This window comes from Paenibacillus durus, from assembly GCF_000756615.1.
Taxonomy (GTDB): Bacteria; Bacillota; Bacilli; order Paenibacillales; family Paenibacillaceae; genus Paenibacillus_AQ; species Paenibacillus_AQ durus.
Genome location: NZ_CP009288.1, coordinates 1,169,066 through 1,189,552, shown reverse-complemented (window position 1 = coordinate 1,189,552; position 20,487 = coordinate 1,169,066). Strand labels below are relative to the sequence as shown.

Below are 20,487 nucleotides of genomic sequence, written 5' to 3'. Positions count from 1 at the left end.
ATTACTCTACCGTCTTAGCCGGTTGATCCGGCTGTATCCGCCATACATTAAACGATTCAAGCACCGAGTTCCCATTTCTTGAGAACAGCTTGAGCCCTAAGCTGCTTTCCAGCGGATAAATCCGGTTCGTAATCGTCCGGCGGCCGTCATTCGCAAATAATTCAACTGAAGAACTGTCCAGGAACAGGCGCAGCTTGACCCGTCCGTCTTCCATCGGAACAAGCGAAGCCTCATTGACGCCGCCCTCGCCTGCACCGGCATGATCCCGGTTCATCCGCAGCACGCCTTCGGATGCCTTGTAGGAGATTTCCGTATACTGCAAGCCGTCATCCGAGCAGCGTACGCGCAGGCCGAATTCGGCGCCGGATGAAGCATCCGCCAGAAAGACGGCTTCAATTTCGAGCGCGCTTCCTTCCGCTCCCGCCAATGAATATTCTTCGCCGTCTTTAAGCAGGACGTTAGCCGCGTTCACATGTTCGCCACGCAGCGCTTTCAATTCTTCGGCAGGATTGGCAAGTAGGCTGCCATCTTCCGCAAGCGTCAGCACGCGCGGCAAGGTGAAGGCTCCCATCCAGCCGTCTTCCTTCTCGGGCATCTCCGCGCCCCAAATGTTCATCCAGCCGAACAAGATCCGCCGTCCGGACGCATCCTCAAAGGTCTGCGGAGCGTAGAAATCGAATCCATAGTCCACCCGGTCCTTATGCTGCGTGCTGAATTTCCCCGAACCGTAGTCGAACTGTCCGGACAGATAGAGCGTCTTGACAGGCGCAATATTCATCGGAGAGAAGAGGAGCACATGACTGTCCGGAGTTCCCCCAAGCGGGAACAGATCAGGGCATTCCCACATATCGCCCATCGTTCCGTCGCTCTCCGCCGCAATTCCCTCGTAGGTCCATTCGTTCAGATCGCTTGAGGTATAGTGAAGCGCCTTGCCTTTGCCGTCTTTGCCGTAACCGATAACCAGATGCCAGACCTCGCCGTGCTTCCATACCTTCGGATCACGGAAACCGAAGCATTCCGCGTCCGGAGGACCTGCAATGATGGAAGCCGCACCCTTTTTAAAATGGATACCGTCCGTACTGCGCGCGATACACTGCACCTCCACCGGATCGTTGCTCTCCACATGTCCCGTATAAATCAGAGTCAGCACACCGTCATCGTCGACCGCGCTGCCCGACCAGCAGCCGTACACCGTGTTCTCTGCGTAGTCGTAGGGCATTGAAGGAGTCAGGGCGATCGGGAGATGCTCCCAATGCACAAGGTCTTTGCTCTTCGCATGTCCCCAGTGCATCGGTCCCTGCCAGGGCCCGTAAGGATAATGCTGGTAGAAGGCATGGTATTCGCCTTTATAATAAATAAGTCCGTTAGGATCGTTCATCCAGCCGACGGGCGGCATTAAATGGTATTGAAGCCGGTACCTTGCATTGGTAATCGGTATTGTCTCTTTTTCCAGTGTGTTGCTCACAGCAGCTTCACCATCCTATTCAAAATGATATTTTTCTATACTTCCGTTTATATCCAGACAGGTTTCAGGGGGTACACCGTAAATTGGCTGAACGATACGCTTCCGCCATGGGCGAACAATTCCAGTCCGGCGCTATCCGGCCGGGGATAGACAAGTGATGTAAACACTTCCTCGCCGTCCCCGATAAACCACTCAATAACCGAATCGTCCACAAAGCCCCGCATGGTCAGCCTGCCTGCTTCGAAGCTTCGCGGCGCCCGGAATACCTTGGCGAAATTCGCCGTTCCTCCGGTACGCTTCGGCAGTTCGCTGAATCCCGATTCGCGCCGGTCGAGGAACAGTTCGCCCCGCAGCGGGCTTACGCCGAGAACGGTGTGCTCGTCATCCGATACCCTGACACGAATACCGAATTCCTCCGCACTGTCCCAGCTGACCTCCGCCTCGAATTCATACGACAGTCCCTTGAATGGAAGGCGGAGGATTTCATCCTTAATCTCCACCGGACCGTACTCGAGCGGTTCTTCGCGCAGTGCAGAAAGCTCCCGTACCGGCTGCTGCACAAGGCGAAGCTCTCCGCTGCCGCTTCTGGCAAGCCCGAGCGTCCTTGGAATCGACATGCCGCCTTTCCAAGGCTCGGTCGGAGAATGAAAGGGGTACTGCCAGTTGGAGGTCCAGGCAAGCCAAATTGTCCGGCCGTCTTCCTGCGGAATATCCGAGTACGAAACGGCGGCATAAAAGTCCTGCCCGAAATCGGTCCATCGCGGGCGGTCGTCCTCATGCTCACAGACAAAGCGGCAGCCGTCGAAGTGTCCGACGAAATACTGGGCGGTGGAACCGTCCGTAACCTCGTTATCACCGACGCTGACATGCAGCACCCAGCGGCTCTCGCCGTCCTCGCCCAAGACGGGAAGACGGAACAAATCGGGACACTCCCACACGGCGTCCTGACAACCCGCACCGCCGAAGCTGCTCTCAAACCGCCATTCCCGCAAATTGGGCGAGCTGTAGAAATGAATGGCTCTGTCCACGCTGACCGCCATGACCCAGCGTCCCGTCCCCTCATGCCACAGCACCTTCGGATCGCGAAAATCCTGAAGGCCGGGATTGGGGATGACCGGATTACCCGCATACTTCACCCAGCTTCTTCCCTTGTCCGAGCTATACGCGATGCTTTGGGATTGGAGGCCTTCGTTAAAATGGGTAAATATCGCTACCAAACCGCTCCTGCCGCCGAAGAAACCGCTGCTGTCCCGCCGGTCCACCACGGCGCTGCCCGACCAGACGTCGCCCAGTTCGTCGGCTACGAGCGCCAGCGGCAGATGCTCCCAGTGCACAAAATCGCGGCTCACCGCATGGCCCCATCTGCCCGTGAATTGATAGAACTGGTGGTATTCTCCTTCGTAGAACACCATCCCGTTCGGATCGCTCATCGGCCCCACCGGCGGCGTCAAATGAAATTGCGGGCGGTAAAGCTCGCGATACGTTTCAGCCATGTTCCCCCTCCTGTCCTCCGCCTTTTTCAGATCCACTCCAAAGTGCGGTTATTCATCTCAACGTCATTTGATTTACATAATACATTACAAATGTAAACTAAATTATTGCAATTGAAGTATAGCGCTTTCAATTCGGAGTGTCAATCCTTTTTTAGGTATTTATTTTATCAGTTCCCCTTCCGGATTTTCGTTTCCATACCAGGGTTCATTCTTGCTTTCATAGATTGGTACGCCGATCCTGGGGGCAAACTATGCAGTACCTGAAAAAAATTATATAATTAAGAAAGCAAAAGATGTTTATTTACCTTAAAGTGTATGTAAATTAAGTGTAACGGGCATATATTAGCTCAACATTCCAGTTTCCCTCTTTACATTCATATTTGTATTTGCGCAATTTATTGTCGCATTTTTAGGACCAGTATAAAAGCTTATGTAAAAGTCATGAGTCAAAAAGGAGCTTGCTGCCCATGGCCGAGAGAGTGACCATTCAAAATATCGCCGATGCTTTGGGATTGTCGCGCAACACCGTATCCAAAGCGCTGAATAATCATCCGCAAATTCCCGATGCGACCAGGGAGAAGATTCTGCAAAAAGCAGCCGAGCTTAAATATAAGAATTTCTCCAGCATGAATATGGGAAACATCGCGCTGCTCACCCGTGGAGATATCAATGCCATCAGCTTCTATTCCGAGACGATTAAAGGAATGGAAACGGGCCTCAGCGCCCAAGGCTTCAATCTGATTCTGATGCTGGTGAAGCCTGATGATATCCGCAGCAATGTGCTGCCGTCCAATATCAATCCGTACAATATCGATGGAATCGTCTGCATGGAGATTTTTCATGAACCTTATGTCAAAACGATTCTTGGCGCCGGAATCCCAACTGTATTCATCGATTTCCTTCCGCGCACCGTCTTTGGCAGCCACAACTACGACATTATTATGGTCGAGAATGAATATTCTGCCTATACCCTCACCAAGACGTTGATCGAAGAGGGGCACGAGAATATCGGCTTTATCGGAGATTTGTACCACTGCCGGAGCTTTTACGAGAGATGGCTCGGTTTCGAGCGCGCGATGAGGGAATCCGGCCAGGGGCCCGACCCCGCGTTCAGCATAACGCCGGACGACACACAGCCCTACCTTTCCGTCGATTGGATGGCAGAGAGGCTGAAGGCTCTGGATAAGCTGCCCACTGCGTTTGTTTGCGCCAATGACGATATCGGCATATGCGCGATCCGCGCGCTCAAGGAACTGAAGGTTCAAGTGCCCGAACAGATTGAAGTGACGGGATTTGACGACGTCCCGAATGCTAAAATCATCGACCCGCCGCTTACTACGGTTCATACTTACCCCTATGAGCTCGGAACGCGCGTCGTCGAGACGCTTCTTAACCGGATTGAGCAGCCGGACCGCCATAAGGAAATCATCTATTTGGAATCCAGCGTTGTCCTGCGGGGATCAACCAGGCAGGCGGCAGAATCAGCAAACGGAATCTCTGCCCACCAATCCTAGGCTGTCCCGCCGTTCACCCACGCCCCGCGCATACGCCGCACAGCCGCCAAAGCTGATTTTTGCAGGCAGCTTAAGGGTCGCATGCTCATAATGAAGCGCTATCCCGGAAGTTTCGATTAGAAAAAGGCAGGCCCCGTCGCTTACAAGCGAGGAGCCTGCCTTTTGTGCCTTCCTGTCCTATCATCGCATTACTTTCCCGCGCCGTATTGCAATGCTGCATTGCCGCACCGACACATCTTCTACCCGCGCTCACTGTCTCTGCATTCAGCAATGTCTCCAGGAGCGCCGTACATAATCACCGATTTTCCGGCATATTGAGGGCTTTACCAAGGTCGGCTTTTCGGGCCGCCGCTTTATCCAGCACAGCAGCCAGCGCTTCGCTATCGACCGGTTTTGTCAAATATTCATCCATCCCGTTGTCCAGGCATTTGCCGCGGTCGTCCCGCAGGGAATTGGCCGTCAACGCCACCATATAAGGCACTTGACCTTGGGCAAGCGTATTTCTGATCACCTGAGCCGCTTCAAGCCCATCCATCACCGGCATTCGGACATCCATCAGAATGATATCGTAAGGTATGCTGACGGCGGACCGGACCGCCTCTTTTCCATTTGCTGCAATGGTCACGGTATGCCCGAGCTTTTCAAGGCGTTTTTTCAGGATAAGCTGATTGATCTCATTATCTTCCGCTACAAGCACCCGCATGGAATACGGGAACTTGCCAGGGCCCTCTTCCACAGCCTCAGCGCGGCTCTCCGTAGGGATCATTCCGAATTCCGCAGTGAATAAAAAGGCAGCACCCGGCTCTTCCGGCATCCGCACCATGATCTCGCCGCCCATCAATTCCACGAGCTTTTTGGAGATGGCCAGACCGAGGCCGGTTCCTTCCACCTTTCGCGTCAAGCCATTATCCACTTGATAGAACGGCTGAAAAAGATTTTTTAGCGCTTCCTCCGGTATTCCGATTCCGGTATCCCTGATTGTAACCTGAAGCTGAATCCTGCTGCCGCTCCGGACCAGGCTGTTGACCGAGATATGAATGCCACCCTCTTCGGTAAATTTCACAGCATTCTCAATCAGATTGAGGAGCACCTGTCTCAAACGGTCGTAGTCGCCTGTAATCCTTTCCGGGATGTCAGGGTCAACAGATACTTTGATATCCAGGTTTTTCTCCAAAATCTTCAAGAGCAGCACATCCAGCACTTCCGCAATGCAGTCCCTAATCCGAAAAGGCTCGTTCACGGCATAGGCGCGGCCCGATTCAATCTTGGAGAAATCCAGAATATCGTTAACGATTCGGAGCAGGGATTCCCCGCTTTTGCGGATCGCATCCAAATACTCCGTCTGCTCGTGATCCAGATTCGTCTCAGACAGCAGTTCCGTCATGCCAAGCACGCCATTCATCGGAGTTCGTATCTCATGGTTCATCATGGCAATAAATTCATTCTTGATCTTACTCATTTGTTCAGCCGCTTCCTTCTCGATCAGAAGCTGCTTTTGCTCGTTAAGAAGCTGGCTCTGGACCGAGAGAGAAGGAAAAGTCCCTTCAAACGCTTGAGAACTCTTATACAGAGGAGAAACGATGAATTCCCTGTCAGTCATCAAATATTCATGCGTCTTTAGCAGAACATTTTGCAGCGATGCGGAGATTTCCCGTGCGTTATAGGCACAGACGGACATAAGACCGTTGCCGTTTACGGAGCCGTCAGCCTTTCTTTCAAATTCCTCAAGCGTAATGTGAATGTTGTCCCGCTCTTTCTCATTACACTGGACATGAGCCCAGGTTCTGACCAGGATCTGCCGGTCCAGGAAAGGCTTCAGAATTCTCTCAAAATGATTAATAATGCTATCGCAATGGAAATCGCCGTATTGACGGTAAAATTCAAAATTATCGACATAATGAACATCCTCCAACTGCTCGGCGGACAGCACCTCTTCAAGCCTGCCAAGCAGCCTGCGGTACGTAACCACATTGTCAATGAACAAGATCTGGTATCCTTGATGAATACCGGCCGTAACATAGGACACTGCATTGTCGATATAGCTGTCGCAGTCATCGTACGTGTATAAAATATGCCCTGCCTTAGCAATCTCAGTGATCGGATTTAACGGTACCGGCGCAGGTCTCTCTCCATCCATAATCAAGCACTCCTCCACTTCTTTCCGGGCTACCCTATCCTGCTGCGTCCAATAGCTAATATAGATCTATTTTTTATCCATGAGTCTCCCGGTGAAACCCTAAATTCTTTTACCCGTTTCCCTTTACTGCCAACCAATTCAGCTATTTAAAAATCTAAGAATTATTAGCCCCCAGCACAAAAAAAGCCTCTTCCTATATCGGGGCCGCTTGGGCCGCATTAATCATTAGGAAGGGCTGAACTGTATTCCTATTTTCATATAAGGGTTATACTACAAAGGTCACAAAACAGACACAGGCCCTGAGCCTGTGTCTATTATTTTCTCTATTATTACTGGAGCTTGACTCTCTAGCACTGAACTTGTTCTGCTTGAACGCTTGCTTCATTAACAGGCCGAATATCCCGGATAAAAATAATCAGAGTCAGCGCAAATCCGAACAAAGCGACCCCAGCGTTCAGCAGAAAGATCCCCCCGATGTTAACTCTGGAGATGGCCGCCGCCGCAAGCGGAATGGTAAAAATGGCGACTCCCTCTGCAATCGTGTAGAGGCTCGTTACCAGACCTTTCCCCCGCGAAGATTTCTCCGCCAGCAGCGTAAGTCCGAGCTGGATCAGACCGCCGCTAGAGAAATAACCCAACAGCACGGCCCCTGCCGTGCAGACCACCGGCACCGGGAACGCCCAAATCACCAGGGAAACGACCGCTGTCATAACCGTATAGATCATCATAAAATAGATCGACTTAATGCCCCTGTTTCCCAGCGTAAAGGTGACTAACACACAACAGATCGCGCCAAGACTTCCGTAGCTAACCAGAAGCCGCGATGAGCCTTCGCTCATATGCACAACCTCCGAGCCGTACTTGGCAATCCATTGCCCCAGGATGTAGAGCAAGGTTTGCGCAACGAATCCGAACAATATCAGGCAAATTTCATTCATGCTGAAATGAAAGGTTCTTGCCTTTTGCGGCCTCGATTCTTCACTTGCCTGAGAAACGTCCGCCATAGGCGGGAACGTGCGGGTAAGGACGAATACCAGATTGGCGCAGAGAACCGCAATTAGAAAAATAAAGCTCCATCCAAACCATAAATCCCGCAGTATCAAAAATCCGATGAGATAAGGCAGCACAAACTGTCCGCCTTGGATAAAGGCTTTTATGATGATATTCGCGGGCGCGGACTTCTTGGGAAAGGCCTCCATCAATGCCGGATACGTCCCTGTATCCAGGAAGGAATTTGCCACACCGGCGGATATGCCGAAGATATAAGCAACCGCGACATTCGGGCTGATCAGAATACCGGCCAAGAATAATACATAAAAAAAGATTCCCAGCACTACCGAAGGCTTCCGCCCGAACCGGTCGGACAGCTTGCCCGAAAAAAAGACGGCGACCAGTTTCCCGATGCCCAAAGAAGAAACGACCGCAGCGGCACCGGCATTATCCGTATTCCACTGCCTGGATAAGAAATCGATATTTTGAGCAATAATGATCAATGCCATGCCGTGAACGAAATAGTTAATGTACAATCCCAAAGATGCTGACAAATATTTGTTCTTCATGCTCTCCCTCCATTGCGCTCGGTTGTGCACCGCCCTGCAAGCATTACGATTACAAAATCCCCTTGGCTTTTGACAGAGGTTCTTGTGTTCTTTTTCACAAGGCATGCCGCACCGGTTGTTTAGGAGAATATGAATGAGTCATGTTGCAGAATTTACATTGAGAATATTTTCACATTGAAATATCTTCTCTCTTTATTGTAGTAAGCGGGTTTGATAAAAACAAATTGAATATACCTTAATTATTTATAAATTTTATCAATAATTCTCTATTGTGACTAGCCCTTATTCTCCTCTTTTTTAAATCTCATTCCTGCCCAGCGCCTCGATTACTCTGTCGCACCACTCGATACAGCTCTCTTCATTCCGGATTCCCATCTCAATGCTCTGCGGCTTTCCGAGACTTTCTCGTGAAGCCTGAAACGGCTATGCCGTCTTTTGGAACGGCACCCGTTGCTCGAAGACATAGAGATCCGTTCATTATAAACAAAGCCTTTCGGGAAGCGGAGCATGATGAACTCATATCCGCACACCAAAGGCTTTTTTCGCTTATGTGTCCTATTGATGTCATTATCAAATCTAATTGCATTTCATCTGATTGTGTGCTACATTTCCACTATTCGGAATTTCGATTATAATCGAACTTCAAAATCATATTCTTGATTTTTACTGGGGGATCATTTGATGAAGAAAGGGATCATTTACGCCGTCTTGGCCTATTTATCATGGGGGTTCCTGCCTCTATATTGGCGCCTGTTTACAGCGATGCCCGCTTGGGAAATTTTGGCGCAGCGGATTACCTGGTCTTTTGTATTCGTGGCGGTTCTCGTTACGGTGTCCAAACAGTGGAAACGGCTAAAGCGTGTTGGGTCAAGCCGAAGAAGCGCGGCCGCCATTGTTCTCTGCTCCATTTTTATCAGCCTCAACTGGTTTCTCTTCATTTGGGCCGTTAACAACAATCATGTGATCGAAACGAGCCTGGGGTACTATATGAACCCGTTGATCAGCGTATTGTTCGCCGTCATTTTCCTGAAAGAACGGCTGTCGCCGGGGCAATGGCTGTCCCTCTTTCTGGCAGGTGCCGGCGTTCTGATTATGGCTGTTCAATACGGGCATATTCCGTGGGTGGCCATTTCTTTAGCGGTTACTTTTGCCCTATACGGTCTTGCCAAAAAGATAGCGAAGCTGGATGTTCTGCTTGGTCTGACCGGAGAAACGATTATTGCGCTTCCCGTAGCTCTCGGCTACCTGTTCTACATACAATCGCAGGGAACGGGAATCTTCACTTCTTTACCGCTATTCTCGATCCTGCTTCTCATGCTTTCAGGTGTAGCGACAGCGATGCCTTTATTCTGGTTCGCCAAGTCCATGCAGCTGCTTCCGCTTTCACTCGTCGGGTTTATCCAATATATCGCGCCGACTACGAGTCTGCTGCTTGCCATTTTCTTATTTAACGAACCGTTCACGGAAGGGAATTTAATCAGCTTTTCATTCATCTGGCTGGCCCTGATTATTTATTCCTTCGTTACGTTCAAGAAGTCCAAAGTGAAGGTCGTACCGGTCAGTCAGGCAGATGCTCTTTGACCCTTGCACGGGTGACGGAAATTCGGAAGGAAATATACGAAGGAGGCTTTTGATATGAAAATGCCCCATCATCCGGACCGCCAGGATATTCAGTTGTCCTCTGTGCTTTACGCCCTAAGCGACCCCATCCGATTATATCTGGTTGATGTGATCCATAAATCAGGCGAGCGGAGATGCGGGGATATTGCTGTTCCCGTTGTCAAATCCACCCTCTCCCATCATTACCGGACTCTGCGGGAGGCAGGCATTCTTCACGTTCGCGTACAAGGCACACAGCGCTTCTCCAGCATCCGCACGGAGGATTTGGAAGTCCGTTTCCCGGGACTGCTTGGATCGATATTGGATGCCTATCACGCCTCAGGGGAATCTGAGCGGTTAACCGAGCCGGGCTGATTTCCATGCATTCATCGTGCATTCATCGTGCATTCATCGTGCAAAAGAGGGGGTACCATATGCCATGGAAATGGCTGCCGGGACGATTTTTTTTGAGGGGGAATTTAGGCAGGTGTACAGGGTAATGTATTTCCGATCCCTGGGGCATGATGGAGCAAAGTAGGCAAAAAACCTGAGATTGTGCATCTTTTGGTCACCTGAGAACAGCCATTGTATAATATGCCTACGGAAATACAGGTTTTTCTCCGCACAGCCTCAAATTCAGTCAGCCCAGCCTCAAATCCCTGCATGTTAGCAGGAATTCCCTGTGAATAAGCGTTTTGGGTAAAAAAAGCTGCATCTTAGCTGTTTTGCAAGACGCTGAACTTAAATCATAACCAACCTAACCTCATCACTTGATGTTGAAGCGCCAAGGAGGCCGCACCTGCGCTCGCAGCAATACATATCAACACCCGGGCCGCCCCAAAAATCTTTTTCGAGTCTCCCGAATTCACTTTCTTACTCTATGAAAACGTTCTGATGAACAATCCGTCAGCGATTGCCCTGATTCCTAACCTGGTTCGATGGGAGGGCGGCAGACAGAATAACAGAAGCCGGCAAGTCTTTCAATAACCGAAAGACCTGCCGGCTTCTCCACTTATGGGACAACCCCTATATAGTCCATCCATCCATTCCTTGCCATCCCGTTCAGCTCTCCTTGCGGCTCATACCTGAAGCCGTACTATTCGGTTCACTCGAACCGAACCGCTGCCGGTAGCCGCATCTGCGGCACAGTTCCTCCACCGCTTCCCTGCGGGAGAAGCCGTAGAACAGATTGTTCGCCCGTTCTCCCTCCACGATCTCGGAGAACGGCGTCCGGTGGATATTGCCGAGATTAATGACGCCCTCTCCATCCAGACAGCAGGGCACCACCGTCCCGTCAACCAGTACGGCGGCCTGGCTGCGAAGGGCATGGCAGAACCCTTTACCATCGTCTTCGGGAGCGCTAAGACTGGGCCACTCAAACTCATGGTCCTGGTTCAGAAAGATCCGCTCGGCGATCTTCACGCTGCTGCCGGGAACGATCTTTTCCTCGATCTGGTAGTCCAGACCGAATGCCGACTCCAGTACGGACAGCGTCTCCCGGTTCCGGCTTCTTTGCTGATTCGTCAGATTGTCCGGGGTGAGATTCCACAGCCGGAAGGAGATGAAGACGCCCTGCGCCGCAGCTTCCTTGGCGAATCCAATAATATGCGCAAGATACCCTTCGCGGTCCTCGGAGCCCTCATGTCCGTCAAAGCTGTGCAGTGAGAAGTTCATCTGCCGCAGCGCCGGCTTCCCTCGCAGCTTGTCTCCCGCTTTGCGGATCAGCGTACCGTTGGTCGTAATGTTAACCTTGAAGCCTTTGTCATGAGCGGCATCCAGCAACTCATGGATTCTCGGATGCAGCAGCGGCTCGCCTTTGACATGAAGATAAATATGCGAGGTATGCGGCTTAATCTCATCCAGAATGACGCTGAACGTTTCCGTATCCATAAACTTTGCCTGCCGCGCCGTTTGCGGGCAAAAGCTGCAGGCCAGATTGCAGACGCTTGTAATCTCGATGTATACCTTTTTAAATGTCTTCAAGCTCCGCTCTCCGTTTCTCTTACCATTGATCCGCGGTGTATCTCAGCCCGATCTGCCGCCGCGCTTCCTCCATAATTTCCGCCGCCGCCAGCGAGCAGGCATGCGAATTGACGGAGCTATCGCGTTCCCCCGCCTTCAGCAGGCGGATAAATTCCTGAGCTTCGTAGTACATCGACTCGTAAGTCTGCGGCACAGTCAGTTCTTCAACGATTCCGTCTCTGTAGCGAATCTTAACCTCATACGGCTGACTGATTTTATCGATTATCATCGTGCCGTTCTCGCCCTGGATTTCCGCCGGCAGATAGGATTCGGTAATCTTGGAATATATAACGGTCGCATCCATATCGTCGTAACGCATGACGATGCTGCCCTCGCCGTCAACGCCGGAGGACAGCATGACGCCAGTCGCCTTTACCGTATCCGGCTTACCGAACAGTACCACCATGGGATAAAGACAATAAATGCCGAGATCCATTAGAGAACCGTTGGAATATATTGGATTGAAGGCATTCAGCACCTTACCCTGCAGGAAGGCGTCATACCTGGAGGAATACTGACAGTAGCTGGCGAAATAGCGCCGGACCCGGCCGATTTTATATAGATTCTCTTTGATCATTCCGAAGTTCGGAACCAATGTCGATTTCATCGCTTCCATAAACAGCACATTATTGCGCCGCGCAGCCTCGGTTACGCGTCTCAGCTCCGCCGCGTTGGACGCGGCGGGCTTCTCGCACAGCACATGCTTGCCGTGGCTAATGCAGATCAGCGCCTGTTCGGCATGCAGCGAATTAGGGCTTGCAATATAGACGGCATCGATCTCGTCGCTTGCCGCCATAACTTCCAGGTCGGTGTAGACGGAGGCCCCGGCATACTTCGCGGCGAACGCCTTGCCTTTCTCCTCGCTGCGGGAGTACACGGCCGTCAGCAGAAAATCTTCATTTTCCAGTCCCGACTCCAAGAACCGGTCCGTAATCCAGTTGGTTCCCACTACGCCAAATCGAATAGTCATACAGCTATCTCTCCCTTTAAAGGCTGTCTCATCATCGATCCCTATCCGATTTCTGCCGAAAGCGTATAGAAGGTCTCAAGCTGGCTTGCGATCTCCGCCTTGTCATGCTCGGTCACGGTCATATGCTGCGGGAGCGCCGACAGACCGGCAATCTCCGCTGGGAATTCCTGTTTGATCTTCAGCAGGGAAATCGCTTCGTCGAATTTGGCCGGATGCGCCGTCGCGAACGTAATGCCGATCTCGCCCGGCCCGTTATATTCTTCATAAGCGGCAATACCGCAGGCGGTATGCGGGTCCAGCAAATAGCCAGATTCCTGCTGGTATTTGCCGATTATGTTCAGACACTCTTCATTTTTCACGCCGAGCGCGGCAAATTCGGACTGCACCTGCTCAAGCAGCGCCGGATCGACCGTAATGGCTCCTTCGCGCTGAAGCTTGGCCATATAATCCGACACCTTCGCGGAGTCCTCGCCAAGCAGATAATACAGATAACGTTCGAAGTTGCTGGCCACCTGGATGTCCATCGAAGGGCTGTACGTGCTTTTGAAATCGCCGGGCTTGTACTCTCCGGTCTTGACGAAGCGCTCCAGAATATTGTTCTCGTTCGTGGCAATGATCAGCTTGCCGAGAGGCAGCCCCATTTTTTTGGCGAGGTAGCCGGAGAAGATATTCCCAAAGTTGCCGGATGGTACACTGATGTTGACCGTCTTGCCTTGCGCCGCCTGCGGCAGATGCAGGTAAGCGTAGAAATAATAGACCGTCTGCGCCAAAATCCGCACAAAGTTGATCGAGTTGATCGCGCGCAAGTGATACCGGCTCTTAAAGTCCAGATCGGCGAACAGCTCCTTGATGATCTTCTGGCAGTCGTCGAAATTGCCCTTGACCGACAGGTTGAGCACGTTCGCGTCATCCACCGTCGTCATTTGCAGCTCCTGCACCTTGCTGACTTTATTATGCGGATGCAGAATACAGATCTTGATGCCTTCCTTGCCGCGCACGCCCGCAATGGCCGCTGCACCGGTATCGCCGGAGGTTGCGCCGAGAATATGAATAATTTCGCCGCGAACTCTGGAAATATAAGAGTACAGCTCGCCCATGAACTGCAGCGCGACGTCCTTGAACGCAAAGGTCGGCCCGTGGAACAGCTCCAGCACATACTGGGAATCATTGATTTCTTTAAGCGGCGTCACTTCCGGATGGCGGAAAGAAGCATAGCTCCGCTCAACCAATTCCTTCAGGTCCCCGTCCGGGATTTCACCGTTTGTATAATAGGAGAAGATTTTCAGGAACAGCTCCTGAAAGCTCAAAGACCGCCATTCCTCCAGCGTCTGTGCGGATACGGAGGGAATGACATCCGGAATCATCAATCCGCCGTCATCAGCCAGACCCATCAAGACCGTATCAATAAAACCTTTCGGTTCGACATTGCCTCTTGTACTAATATATTTCATTTTCTACTCAGCCCCCTGAATATTTCGCGCTTTCGAATTCATCCTATATATTAACACGTTTATGTGTTAAAGTCCGTTGTATTCTGCATGCTTTCGCCAGTTTTCAGCCAATTTTCGCAATTCCTTCGCTAGTGGGCCGGATTCTGCAATTCTTTCCAGACCGTCTTGTTGCTGTATTTCTTCTCTTCGCTGATGTCCAGGCCGAACCAGTCCGGCGGTGAGAAGCTTTGGGCTTCCTCCAGGGAATGAAATTCAACCTCGACGACCGACAGCTTCAGCTGATCATAGATGTCAATTTCCACCGTTATGCCATTCCATTCACCGGTAATGCGTTCCTTGATCAGCGGCACAGCCCGGACGGCGCGGATCATTTGTTCGTATAAGCCCTGTGAGATTTCATATTCGATCTCCTCGCGGCTGATGCCGAGGCCGTTCTTGAACGTATGGGTGTAATGCAGCTCGCCGGAACTAAGGTCTTCAAGCTTGCGTACACGCAGCTCCTGCGGCCCGTCAATCGCCAAATAAGTCTGTTCGATGCGCTGCCGGCTGTGAATGCTCAGCTTCCCCTCTTGAACAAGCTGCTGCGGAAACTCAGGAAGCAGGAATTTGCGCTCGATTTCCATTGCCATCTATAATTTCTCTCCTTTTAACGAATGTCAGGTTAGTAAATTGTAAAATGACGCTGAAAGGAAGTCAATCCGGGAACAATTTGTTAAAATAGAGTAATCGGTGCGAGAAATCGTATCAGTCTAAGTGTATACGGAGGCAACTTTTGTGGATTATATCATTCTGGACATTGAATTCAACGGCCGCAAGTTTGCCAGCGAGCATCCGATGGAGGTTATCGAGATCGGCGCCGTGCGGCTGGATGCCTCGCTGCGTCCCGTCGACGAGTTTACTTCGCTGATCAGACCCGTCTATTTTGCCACTCTAAATTCGTTTATTAAGAAAAAAACGGGCATCCCGCAGGAAGAAATCGACATTGCCCCCCGCTTTCCCAAAGTCATTTCCGCCTTTCGGCGCTGGCTGGACCAAAGCCCGGACGGCGTGCTGCTGCTGACTTGGGGCGGGGAGGATATGAAGCGCATTGTCCAGGATACCCGCATGCATAAGATGGACGACACCTACTGGATGAAGACGCCTTACTACGATCTGCTGAAAGGTCTCCTGCGCGCCCGGGGACTGAAGAATGATATCAGCGTGGAAGGCGCTATGGAGCTTCTGGGCCTTGAATCCGCCGGTTCCGCCCACCGAGCGCTCGGTGATGCGCGCATGACGTCGGACATTTTCCGCGCACTCTTCGGCGAGCTTGATCTGGATCAGGTGAAATATTACAAAGACACCTTCTCCAACGCCCGGGAGCGCAAGACGGTCAAGATCGCGATCAAAGCGATACTGTCACAAAAAATCATCCCTACCTGGGAACTGGTTATGGAGCATTATTTTGCCGGAAAAATTCCACTCGACGACCCGCGAAAGGTTGAAGAGCTTCAGCGCTATTTTGCAACGGAGCTAGAGAAGATGCCCGCCCCCAGCGCTTTCCCTGCCCGCCCTGCTCCGGCGAATCCGAACACCGAAGGCTGATGAGAGAACCGTCTCCCCTTCCGGCATAACCCTTGCTTCGGCAAGGGTTTTTCTGCTGGCAATAAAACGTTTGACATTAACGCAGCGTAAAGGTGTACATTGAGCTTGTGAGGAGGTGCCACCCACGGAATACACAGTGCAAAAGCTCGCATTACTTGCGGGAATCAGCGCGCGCACGCTGCGTTATTACGATGAGTTCGGGATTTTGAGACCGGCCCGAATTAACTCCTCCGGCTACCGCATTTATGGCCGGCCCGAGGTCGATCTGCTGCAGCAGATTTTATTTTACCGCGAGCTGGGCCTCAGTCTGGAGAACATCAAGGCAATCGTGACCTCGCCCTCGTTCGACGGAACGAAAGCGCTGAAGGAGCATCATGGCAAGCTGCTGGAGAAAAGAAAACAGCTCGACCTGCTGATCTCGAATGTAGAGAAGACGCTGGCCGGCAAGGAAGGAAGGATTACAATGAGCGATACCGAGAAATTTGCAGGCTTCAAGCAAAAGCTGATTGACGATAACGAGCAGGCCTATGGCAAGGAAGTGCGCGAGAAATACGGCGACGAAGCCGTTGACCGGTCCAATAAACAGCTTCTCAACATGACGGAGGAACAATTCAAGGCCATTCAACAGGTGGAACAGGAGATGTTCGCTTCACTTGCGGAAGGCATGAAGACCGGCGATCCCGCCAGCGAACCGGCGCAGCATGCTGCCGATCTTCACCGGCAGTGGCTGACGTCGCACTGGGGCACATATTCCCCGGAAGCCCATGCGGGAATCACGCAGATGTACGTCGACGACGAACGCTTCACCGCTTACTATGATAAGCATACACCCGGTCTTGCTCTTTTCCTCAGAGACGCCGTACTCATCTACACAGCAAAGCGAAACTAAATGATTCCACCGTGCATGAGAGGTACAGGGGCGCCCCTGTGCCTCTCTTTTTCAGTGACCGGTTGGTGAACAAATTCACATTATCTTGCTGTAAGTTTCTGTGGACCTTATAATGAATTTATTCATTTAAAGCGGCAGTTAGTTTATGTAAAAATTATCAGCTTCCATGCAGTAAGGAGTGGAATGAATGGGCTTGCAAATTAACAATGATATACCTTTACGGGAAAAGAATATTGTGCTTATCGGCTTTATGGGCGTCGGCAAAACGACAATCGGACGACAGCTCTCCGACAAGCTGTACCGCGATTTTATCGATATAGATCAGGAAATCGAGAAGCTTCACGGCATGCCGGTATCAAAGATCTTTGAATCGATGGGTGAGAAAGCCTTCAGACAGATGGAAAAAGAATTCATTACCAAGCTGTGCACCACCACCCGGCTGAAGATTATTTCTCTGGGCGGGGGTTCCTTTCTCCAAGAGGAAATCAAGCAGGTCTGCCTGGCCAACTCCATCGTCTTCTATCTCGATTTAAGCTGGGATTCCTGGAAAGACCGGCTGCAGCTCATTATGGACAGCCGCCCGGTGCTGCAGAACAAGACGCTGGAGGAGATTGAGCAGCTGTTCTACAGCCGGCAGGCCATTTACGAAACCAATAATTCCAAAGTCTCTACCGACTCGCTTGACCCCGAAGAAATAGCGGACCACATTATCGATACGCTCAAGCTCGGCTGGGAGCTGTATAGCTAGCGGCGGTTGTCTGAGAAAATACAAGAACCCATTACCTTATTAACGGATAATGGGTTCTTTTCATGTGTAAGGATTCCCGTCCTGCCGGATTAAAGGCTGCGATGCACCAGTTCCAGAGCAGTACGCAGCTCGGACACCGGAATCTGCCCTGGCGCCGACGCCTTTTTCGCCGATCCGAAGGTTAGAGCGGAGCCGAATACCTCTCCGGCAATCCGGCTGATCATGCCTTTTCCCGCCATCGACATCGTTATAACCGGGCAATCCGGGTATTTTTCCTTCATTGTATAAGTTGCTTCAATCAGAGTTAGCACATCCCCGGCGTCAGCCGGCATCAATGCGATCTTAGGCAAATCTCCGCCAAGCTCCCGAGCCTTTTCCAGGCGCGAAACAATCTCCGCTTTAGGCGGCGTCTTATGGAAATCATGATTGGAAATAATGACGTAGGCGCCCTGCTGATGCGCATAATCAACCAGCGGTTTTACGGTATCGTCACCGGTAAACAGCTCGACGTCGATAATATCGGCCAGACCCGTAGCAGCGGCCGCCCGGTTCAGTTCCGCATAATATTCTGTGGTAATCTCTTTTTCCCCGCCTTCTTTGGCGCTTCGGAATGTAAAGACGAGCGGGAGGTCCGGAATTATATTGCGGATATCGGCAAGGGCAGCTTTGACCGCTTCAATATTTTCAACCTGATCGAAGAAATCTACCCGCCATTCCACCACATCGAGATCCAGTGATTTTAGCGCTTCGGCTTCTTCTTTCAACTCCGCTGTTGTTGCTCCGACCATCGGAACGCAAATCTTCGGCATTCCCTCACCGATGGTGACTTGTTTAACCTTAACCGTGCTGGTCATTGACTTCACTCCTTACTCATTCTCATAACACTTAAGCTTGAACCCCAGCAGAAACCGGATTAATAACTCTACGGTACCGCATATTTACGATTATAGCCAGCAGGACGCCGACGAATGTAACGATTGCATCAAACAGGATGATATTGCTGATACTCGTCTTAGACAAAATACCGGTAATCACCGGGATGGAGAACGTAGCCAGACTGGATGCCGTATAGACGATACCTGTAATTTTCCCCTTGCTGCTTGGAAACAGTTCGGACATCGTAGTCAACGCCAGCTGAAGCACCCCGCCCGCAGCCGAGAACCCGATCACAAAGGCAGAAATAACGCAGACAAGCGGAGTTCTTACCTGCCAGAGCACCAGCAGCGCCACAAAAGAAATGAACGGATACAGCAGCACGAAAGTCACGGGACGAACCAGGCTTTTGACAAGATAAGACGTGACGAATACTGCCAGAAGTGATCCGATACTGTAATAACTGATTAATTGAAGCGACGACGTCTTGGACATCTGTACGACCTGTTCGCCGTATTTGGGAAGCCAGACGGAAATCAGATAAAAAGTAGCTGTTGCGGTATACCCGATTAGAATCAGGCAGATTCCCTCAATCCAAAAATTCGGTTTGTTTCTGAATTTGCTGTCGCTGCTGCTTTCAGATGAGGCTGCCGAAGCCGCCTGGACTTTATGATCCGGGAACTTAAGACGAGATAGCACCAGCCCGTTCACGATAAAGATCACGATGCACAGCAGGAACGAATATCCGTAATATAGATCATTAGAGATCAGCATGCTGATAATCAGCGGCAGCGCGAACTGTCCGGCGGAAATGAAAGCCTTAATGATAACATTGGCTGTACCCGGCGTTTCTGGAAAGGATTCCATCAGAGCAGGGTATGTTCCGGAATCCAATATCGAGTTAGCCATCCCCGCGAGCAAGGCGAAAATAAAGGCGACGGACACATTGGGAGCTATCAAAATACCGGCGAAGAACAGCGCGTAAATCGCCATTCCGGTAAACACGAACGGCTTCCGTCCGAATTTATCGGACAACACGCCGGATACAAAGAGCACAAGCAGCCGGCCAATGCCGAGCGCCGAAATGACATAAGCAACGCCGGTAGTGTCCGTATGAAGCTGTTTGGTTAAGTAATCCATATTCTGCGCCATAATAATGGCGCCCATCCCATGCACAAAGTAGTTGATATACAGAGAAATTGCTGTCGGCATATATTTATTTTTCATCCGAGTTCCATCCATTCTTATTTCCACATAAGGAATTTATAAATAGTTACTTTTTTCACTGCGAACCAATTAAGCCTGAAGCTCTAAAACAGCAGCTCTTTGATATAGCCGACAGGCATTTCTTTGCCCGTCCAGATTTCGAAGGCTCTGGCTCCCTGCCACAGCATCATGCCCAGACCGTTGATTGTGCGGCAGCCTCTGGCTTCGGCCATTTCGAGCAGTTTGGTCTTCTTCGGAATATACACGACGTCGGATACCACCAAATCCGGACGCAGCATTGAAGGATCGGAAATGAGGCATTGATCTTCAAGCGGCTTCATCCCTACGCCTGTAGCGTTGGTAAAAATGACGCTGTCCGCAATTTCCCGCCGGAGCGCTTCCTGATCGTCAACATCGAACAGCTGCACTTTACAGTCGGTCTTGGAGCGGATTTTCTCCACGGTCGCTTCGGCGCGGGGATAGAACTTATCCTTCTTATTGAAGATGGATATCTCCTTTACTCCATCAAGAGCGGCTTGAATACAGATCGCTGTAGCAGCTCCGCCGCCGCCGGCAATCGTCATCTTCTCGCCGATTACATTAATGCCTTCCTCCTTAAGCGCGCGCATGTATCCTGTGCCGTCCGTGATATGGCCGGTCAGAACACCGTCCTCGTTAACAACAGTGTTCACCGAGCCCGCCAGCTCAGCGGCTGGAGACAGCTTGTCGAGATAGTCCAGCACCAGCGATTTATTCGGCATGGTAACGTTAAAGCCGCGAAGACCCAGTGCCCGGAAGCCCTTGATGACATCAGGCAGCTGTTCGTTGCCGACGCCAAAGGCCATATATGCGTAGTCAAGTCCAAGTTTAGCAAAAGCTTCGTTGTGCATAGTTGGGGACAAGCTGTGGGCAATCGGAGTTCCCAGCAAACCTATAAGCTGTGTATAACCTGTAATGCGCTCTGCCATCTTTTTAAT

Annotated in this window: 18 protein-coding genes; 6 read left to right on the top strand and 12 right to left on the bottom strand. The window is 51.1% G+C overall.

Annotation, left to right across the window (positions count from 1 at the left end):
* Position 1: 1 nt before the first annotated feature.
* Both PDUR_RS05480 and PDUR_RS05475 read right to left on the bottom strand, forming a co-directional pair.
* A complete protein-coding gene (locus PDUR_RS05480) occupies positions 2–1,465 on the bottom strand; it encodes a glycoside hydrolase family 32 protein (RefSeq protein WP_042205413.1) in 1,464 nt (487 codons plus the stop codon).
* A gap of 47 nt (positions 1,466–1,512) precedes the next feature.
* Positions 1,513–2,958: a glycoside hydrolase family 32 protein gene (locus PDUR_RS05475; RefSeq protein WP_052410068.1), complete on the bottom strand. Its 1,446-nt coding sequence runs from the start codon at positions 2,956–2,958 to the stop codon at positions 1,513–1,515.
* 467 nt (positions 2,959–3,425) lie between these two features.
* Here PDUR_RS05475 and PDUR_RS05470 point away from each other — a divergent pair, with 467 nt between their 5' ends.
* Entirely contained in the window at positions 3,426–4,472 is a 1,047-nt protein-coding gene (locus PDUR_RS05470; RefSeq protein ID WP_042205412.1) for a LacI family DNA-binding transcriptional regulator, read from the top strand.
* A 295-nt stretch (positions 4,473–4,767) separates the two neighbouring features.
* On the opposite strand, the gene PDUR_RS05465 is transcribed toward PDUR_RS05470, so the two are convergent.
* The 3 genes from PDUR_RS05465 to PDUR_RS30290 form a co-directional block, all read right to left on the bottom strand.
* Entirely contained in the window at positions 4,768–6,609 is a 1,842-nt protein-coding gene (locus tag PDUR_RS05465; protein WP_052410067.1) for an ATP-binding protein, read from the bottom strand.
* A 347-nt stretch (positions 6,610–6,956) separates the two neighbouring features.
* Positions 6,957–8,168, bottom strand: coding sequence for an MFS transporter (locus PDUR_RS05460; RefSeq protein WP_042205411.1), 1,212 nt, complete (start codon positions 8,166–8,168; stop codon positions 6,957–6,959).
* Between the two features lie 297 nt (positions 8,169–8,465).
* Positions 8,466–8,543, bottom strand: a complete 78-nt coding sequence (locus PDUR_RS30290) for a hypothetical protein (protein WP_081949785.1) — start codon at positions 8,541–8,543, stop codon at positions 8,466–8,468.
* A 306-nt stretch (positions 8,544–8,849) separates the two neighbouring features.
* Between PDUR_RS30290 and rarD the strand changes: the two genes are divergently transcribed.
* Both rarD and PDUR_RS05450 read left to right on the top strand, forming a co-directional pair.
* Positions 8,850–9,749: an EamA family transporter RarD gene (gene rarD / locus PDUR_RS05455; protein ID WP_042205410.1), complete on the top strand. Its 900-nt coding sequence runs from the start codon at positions 8,850–8,852 to the stop codon at positions 9,747–9,749.
* A gap of 54 nt (positions 9,750–9,803) precedes the next feature.
* Entirely contained in the window at positions 9,804–10,142 is a 339-nt protein-coding gene (locus PDUR_RS05450; protein ID WP_042205409.1) for an ArsR/SmtB family transcription factor, read from the top strand.
* 687 nt (positions 10,143–10,829) lie between these two features.
* Here the strand turns inward: PDUR_RS05450 and PDUR_RS05445 are convergent.
* The 4 genes from PDUR_RS05445 to PDUR_RS05430 form a co-directional block, all read right to left on the bottom strand.
* Positions 10,830–11,750, bottom strand: coding sequence for a radical SAM/SPASM domain-containing protein (locus PDUR_RS05445; protein ID WP_042205408.1), 921 nt, complete (start codon positions 11,748–11,750; stop codon positions 10,830–10,832).
* 19 nt (positions 11,751–11,769) lie between these two features.
* A complete protein-coding gene (locus PDUR_RS05440) occupies positions 11,770–12,759 on the bottom strand; it encodes a Gfo/Idh/MocA family protein (RefSeq protein WP_042205407.1) in 990 nt (329 codons plus the stop codon).
* 41 nt (positions 12,760–12,800) lie between these two features.
* A complete protein-coding gene (gene thrC, locus PDUR_RS05435) occupies positions 12,801–14,210 on the bottom strand; it encodes a threonine synthase (protein WP_042205406.1) in 1,410 nt (469 codons plus the stop codon).
* A gap of 128 nt (positions 14,211–14,338) precedes the next feature.
* Complete coding sequence (locus PDUR_RS05430) at positions 14,339–14,839, bottom strand: CYTH domain-containing protein (RefSeq protein WP_042205405.1); 501 nt, start codon at positions 14,837–14,839, stop codon at positions 14,339–14,341.
* A gap of 145 nt (positions 14,840–14,984) precedes the next feature.
* Between PDUR_RS05430 and PDUR_RS05425 the strand changes: the two genes are divergently transcribed.
* The 3 genes from PDUR_RS05425 (at position 14,985) to PDUR_RS05415 (ending at position 17,431) form a co-directional block, all read left to right on the top strand.
* Positions 14,985–15,794 carry a 3'-5' exonuclease gene (locus tag PDUR_RS05425; RefSeq protein WP_042205404.1) on the top strand — a complete coding sequence of 270 codons (810 nt, stop codon included), beginning with the start codon at positions 14,985–14,987 and terminating at the stop codon, positions 15,792–15,794.
* Between the two features lie 136 nt (positions 15,795–15,930).
* Entirely contained in the window at positions 15,931–16,683 is a 753-nt protein-coding gene (locus PDUR_RS05420) for a MerR family transcriptional regulator (protein ID WP_233277484.1), read from the top strand.
* A 193-nt stretch (positions 16,684–16,876) separates the two neighbouring features.
* Positions 16,877–17,431, top strand: coding sequence for a shikimate kinase (locus PDUR_RS05415; RefSeq protein ID WP_179945193.1), 555 nt, complete (start codon positions 16,877–16,879; stop codon positions 17,429–17,431).
* Positions 17,432–17,520: 89 nt separating this feature from the next.
* Here the strand turns inward: PDUR_RS05415 and aroD are convergent, their stop codons facing one another.
* The 3 genes from aroD to PDUR_RS05400 form a co-directional block, all read right to left on the bottom strand.
* On the bottom strand, positions 17,521–18,285 hold the full coding sequence (aroD, locus tag PDUR_RS05410; protein WP_042205401.1) for a type I 3-dehydroquinate dehydratase: 765 nt from the start codon (positions 18,283–18,285) through the stop codon (positions 17,521–17,523).
* 31 nt (positions 18,286–18,316) lie between these two features.
* Complete coding sequence (locus PDUR_RS05405) at positions 18,317–19,531, bottom strand: MFS transporter (protein ID WP_042205400.1); 1,215 nt, start codon at positions 19,529–19,531, stop codon at positions 18,317–18,319.
* 83 nt (positions 19,532–19,614) lie between these two features.
* Positions 19,615–20,478: a shikimate dehydrogenase gene (locus PDUR_RS05400; protein ID WP_042209090.1), complete on the bottom strand. Its 864-nt coding sequence runs from the start codon at positions 20,476–20,478 to the stop codon at positions 19,615–19,617.
* Between the last annotated feature and the right edge of the window lie 9 nt (positions 20,479–20,487).

What these genes read in the sequence shown, in the direction of transcription:
- PDUR_RS05470 (WP_042205412.1), top strand. Translation starts at nt 3,426, where the DNA reads ATGGCCGAGAGAGTGACCATTCAAAATATCGCCGATGCTTTGGGATTG.
- thrC (WP_042205406.1), bottom strand. Translation starts at nt 14,210, where the DNA reads ATGAAATATATTAGTACAAGAGGCAATGTCGAACCGAAAGGTTTTATT.
- PDUR_RS05460 (WP_042205411.1), bottom strand. Translation starts at nt 8,168, where the DNA reads ATGAAGAACAAATATTTGTCAGCATCTTTGGGATTGTACATTAACTAT.
- PDUR_RS05405 (WP_042205400.1), bottom strand. Translation starts at nt 19,531, where the DNA reads ATGAAAAATAAATATATGCCGACAGCAATTTCTCTGTATATCAACTAC.
- PDUR_RS05400 (WP_042209090.1), bottom strand. Translation starts at nt 20,478, where the DNA reads ATGGCAGAGCGCATTACAGGTTATACACAGCTTATAGGTTTGCTGGGA.
- PDUR_RS05450 (WP_042205409.1), top strand. Translation starts at nt 9,804, where the DNA reads ATGAAAATGCCCCATCATCCGGACCGCCAGGATATTCAGTTGTCCTCT.
- aroD (WP_042205401.1), bottom strand. Translation starts at nt 18,285, where the DNA reads ATGACCAGCACGGTTAAGGTTAAACAAGTCACCATCGGTGAGGGAATG.
- PDUR_RS30290 (WP_081949785.1), bottom strand. Translation starts at nt 8,543, where the DNA reads ATGGGAATCCGGAATGAAGAGAGCTGTATCGAGTGGTGCGACAGAGTA.
- PDUR_RS05440 (WP_042205407.1), bottom strand. Translation starts at nt 12,759, where the DNA reads ATGACTATTCGATTTGGCGTAGTGGGAACCAACTGGATTACGGACCGG.
- PDUR_RS05475 (WP_052410068.1), bottom strand. Translation starts at nt 2,958, where the DNA reads ATGGCTGAAACGTATCGCGAGCTTTACCGCCCGCAATTTCATTTGACG.
- PDUR_RS05465 (WP_052410067.1), bottom strand. Translation starts at nt 6,609, where the DNA reads ATGGATGGAGAGAGACCTGCGCCGGTACCGTTAAATCCGATCACTGAG.
- PDUR_RS05430 (WP_042205405.1), bottom strand. Translation starts at nt 14,839, where the DNA reads ATGGCAATGGAAATCGAGCGCAAATTCCTGCTTCCTGAGTTTCCGCAG.
- rarD (WP_042205410.1), top strand. Translation starts at nt 8,850, where the DNA reads ATGAAGAAAGGGATCATTTACGCCGTCTTGGCCTATTTATCATGGGGG.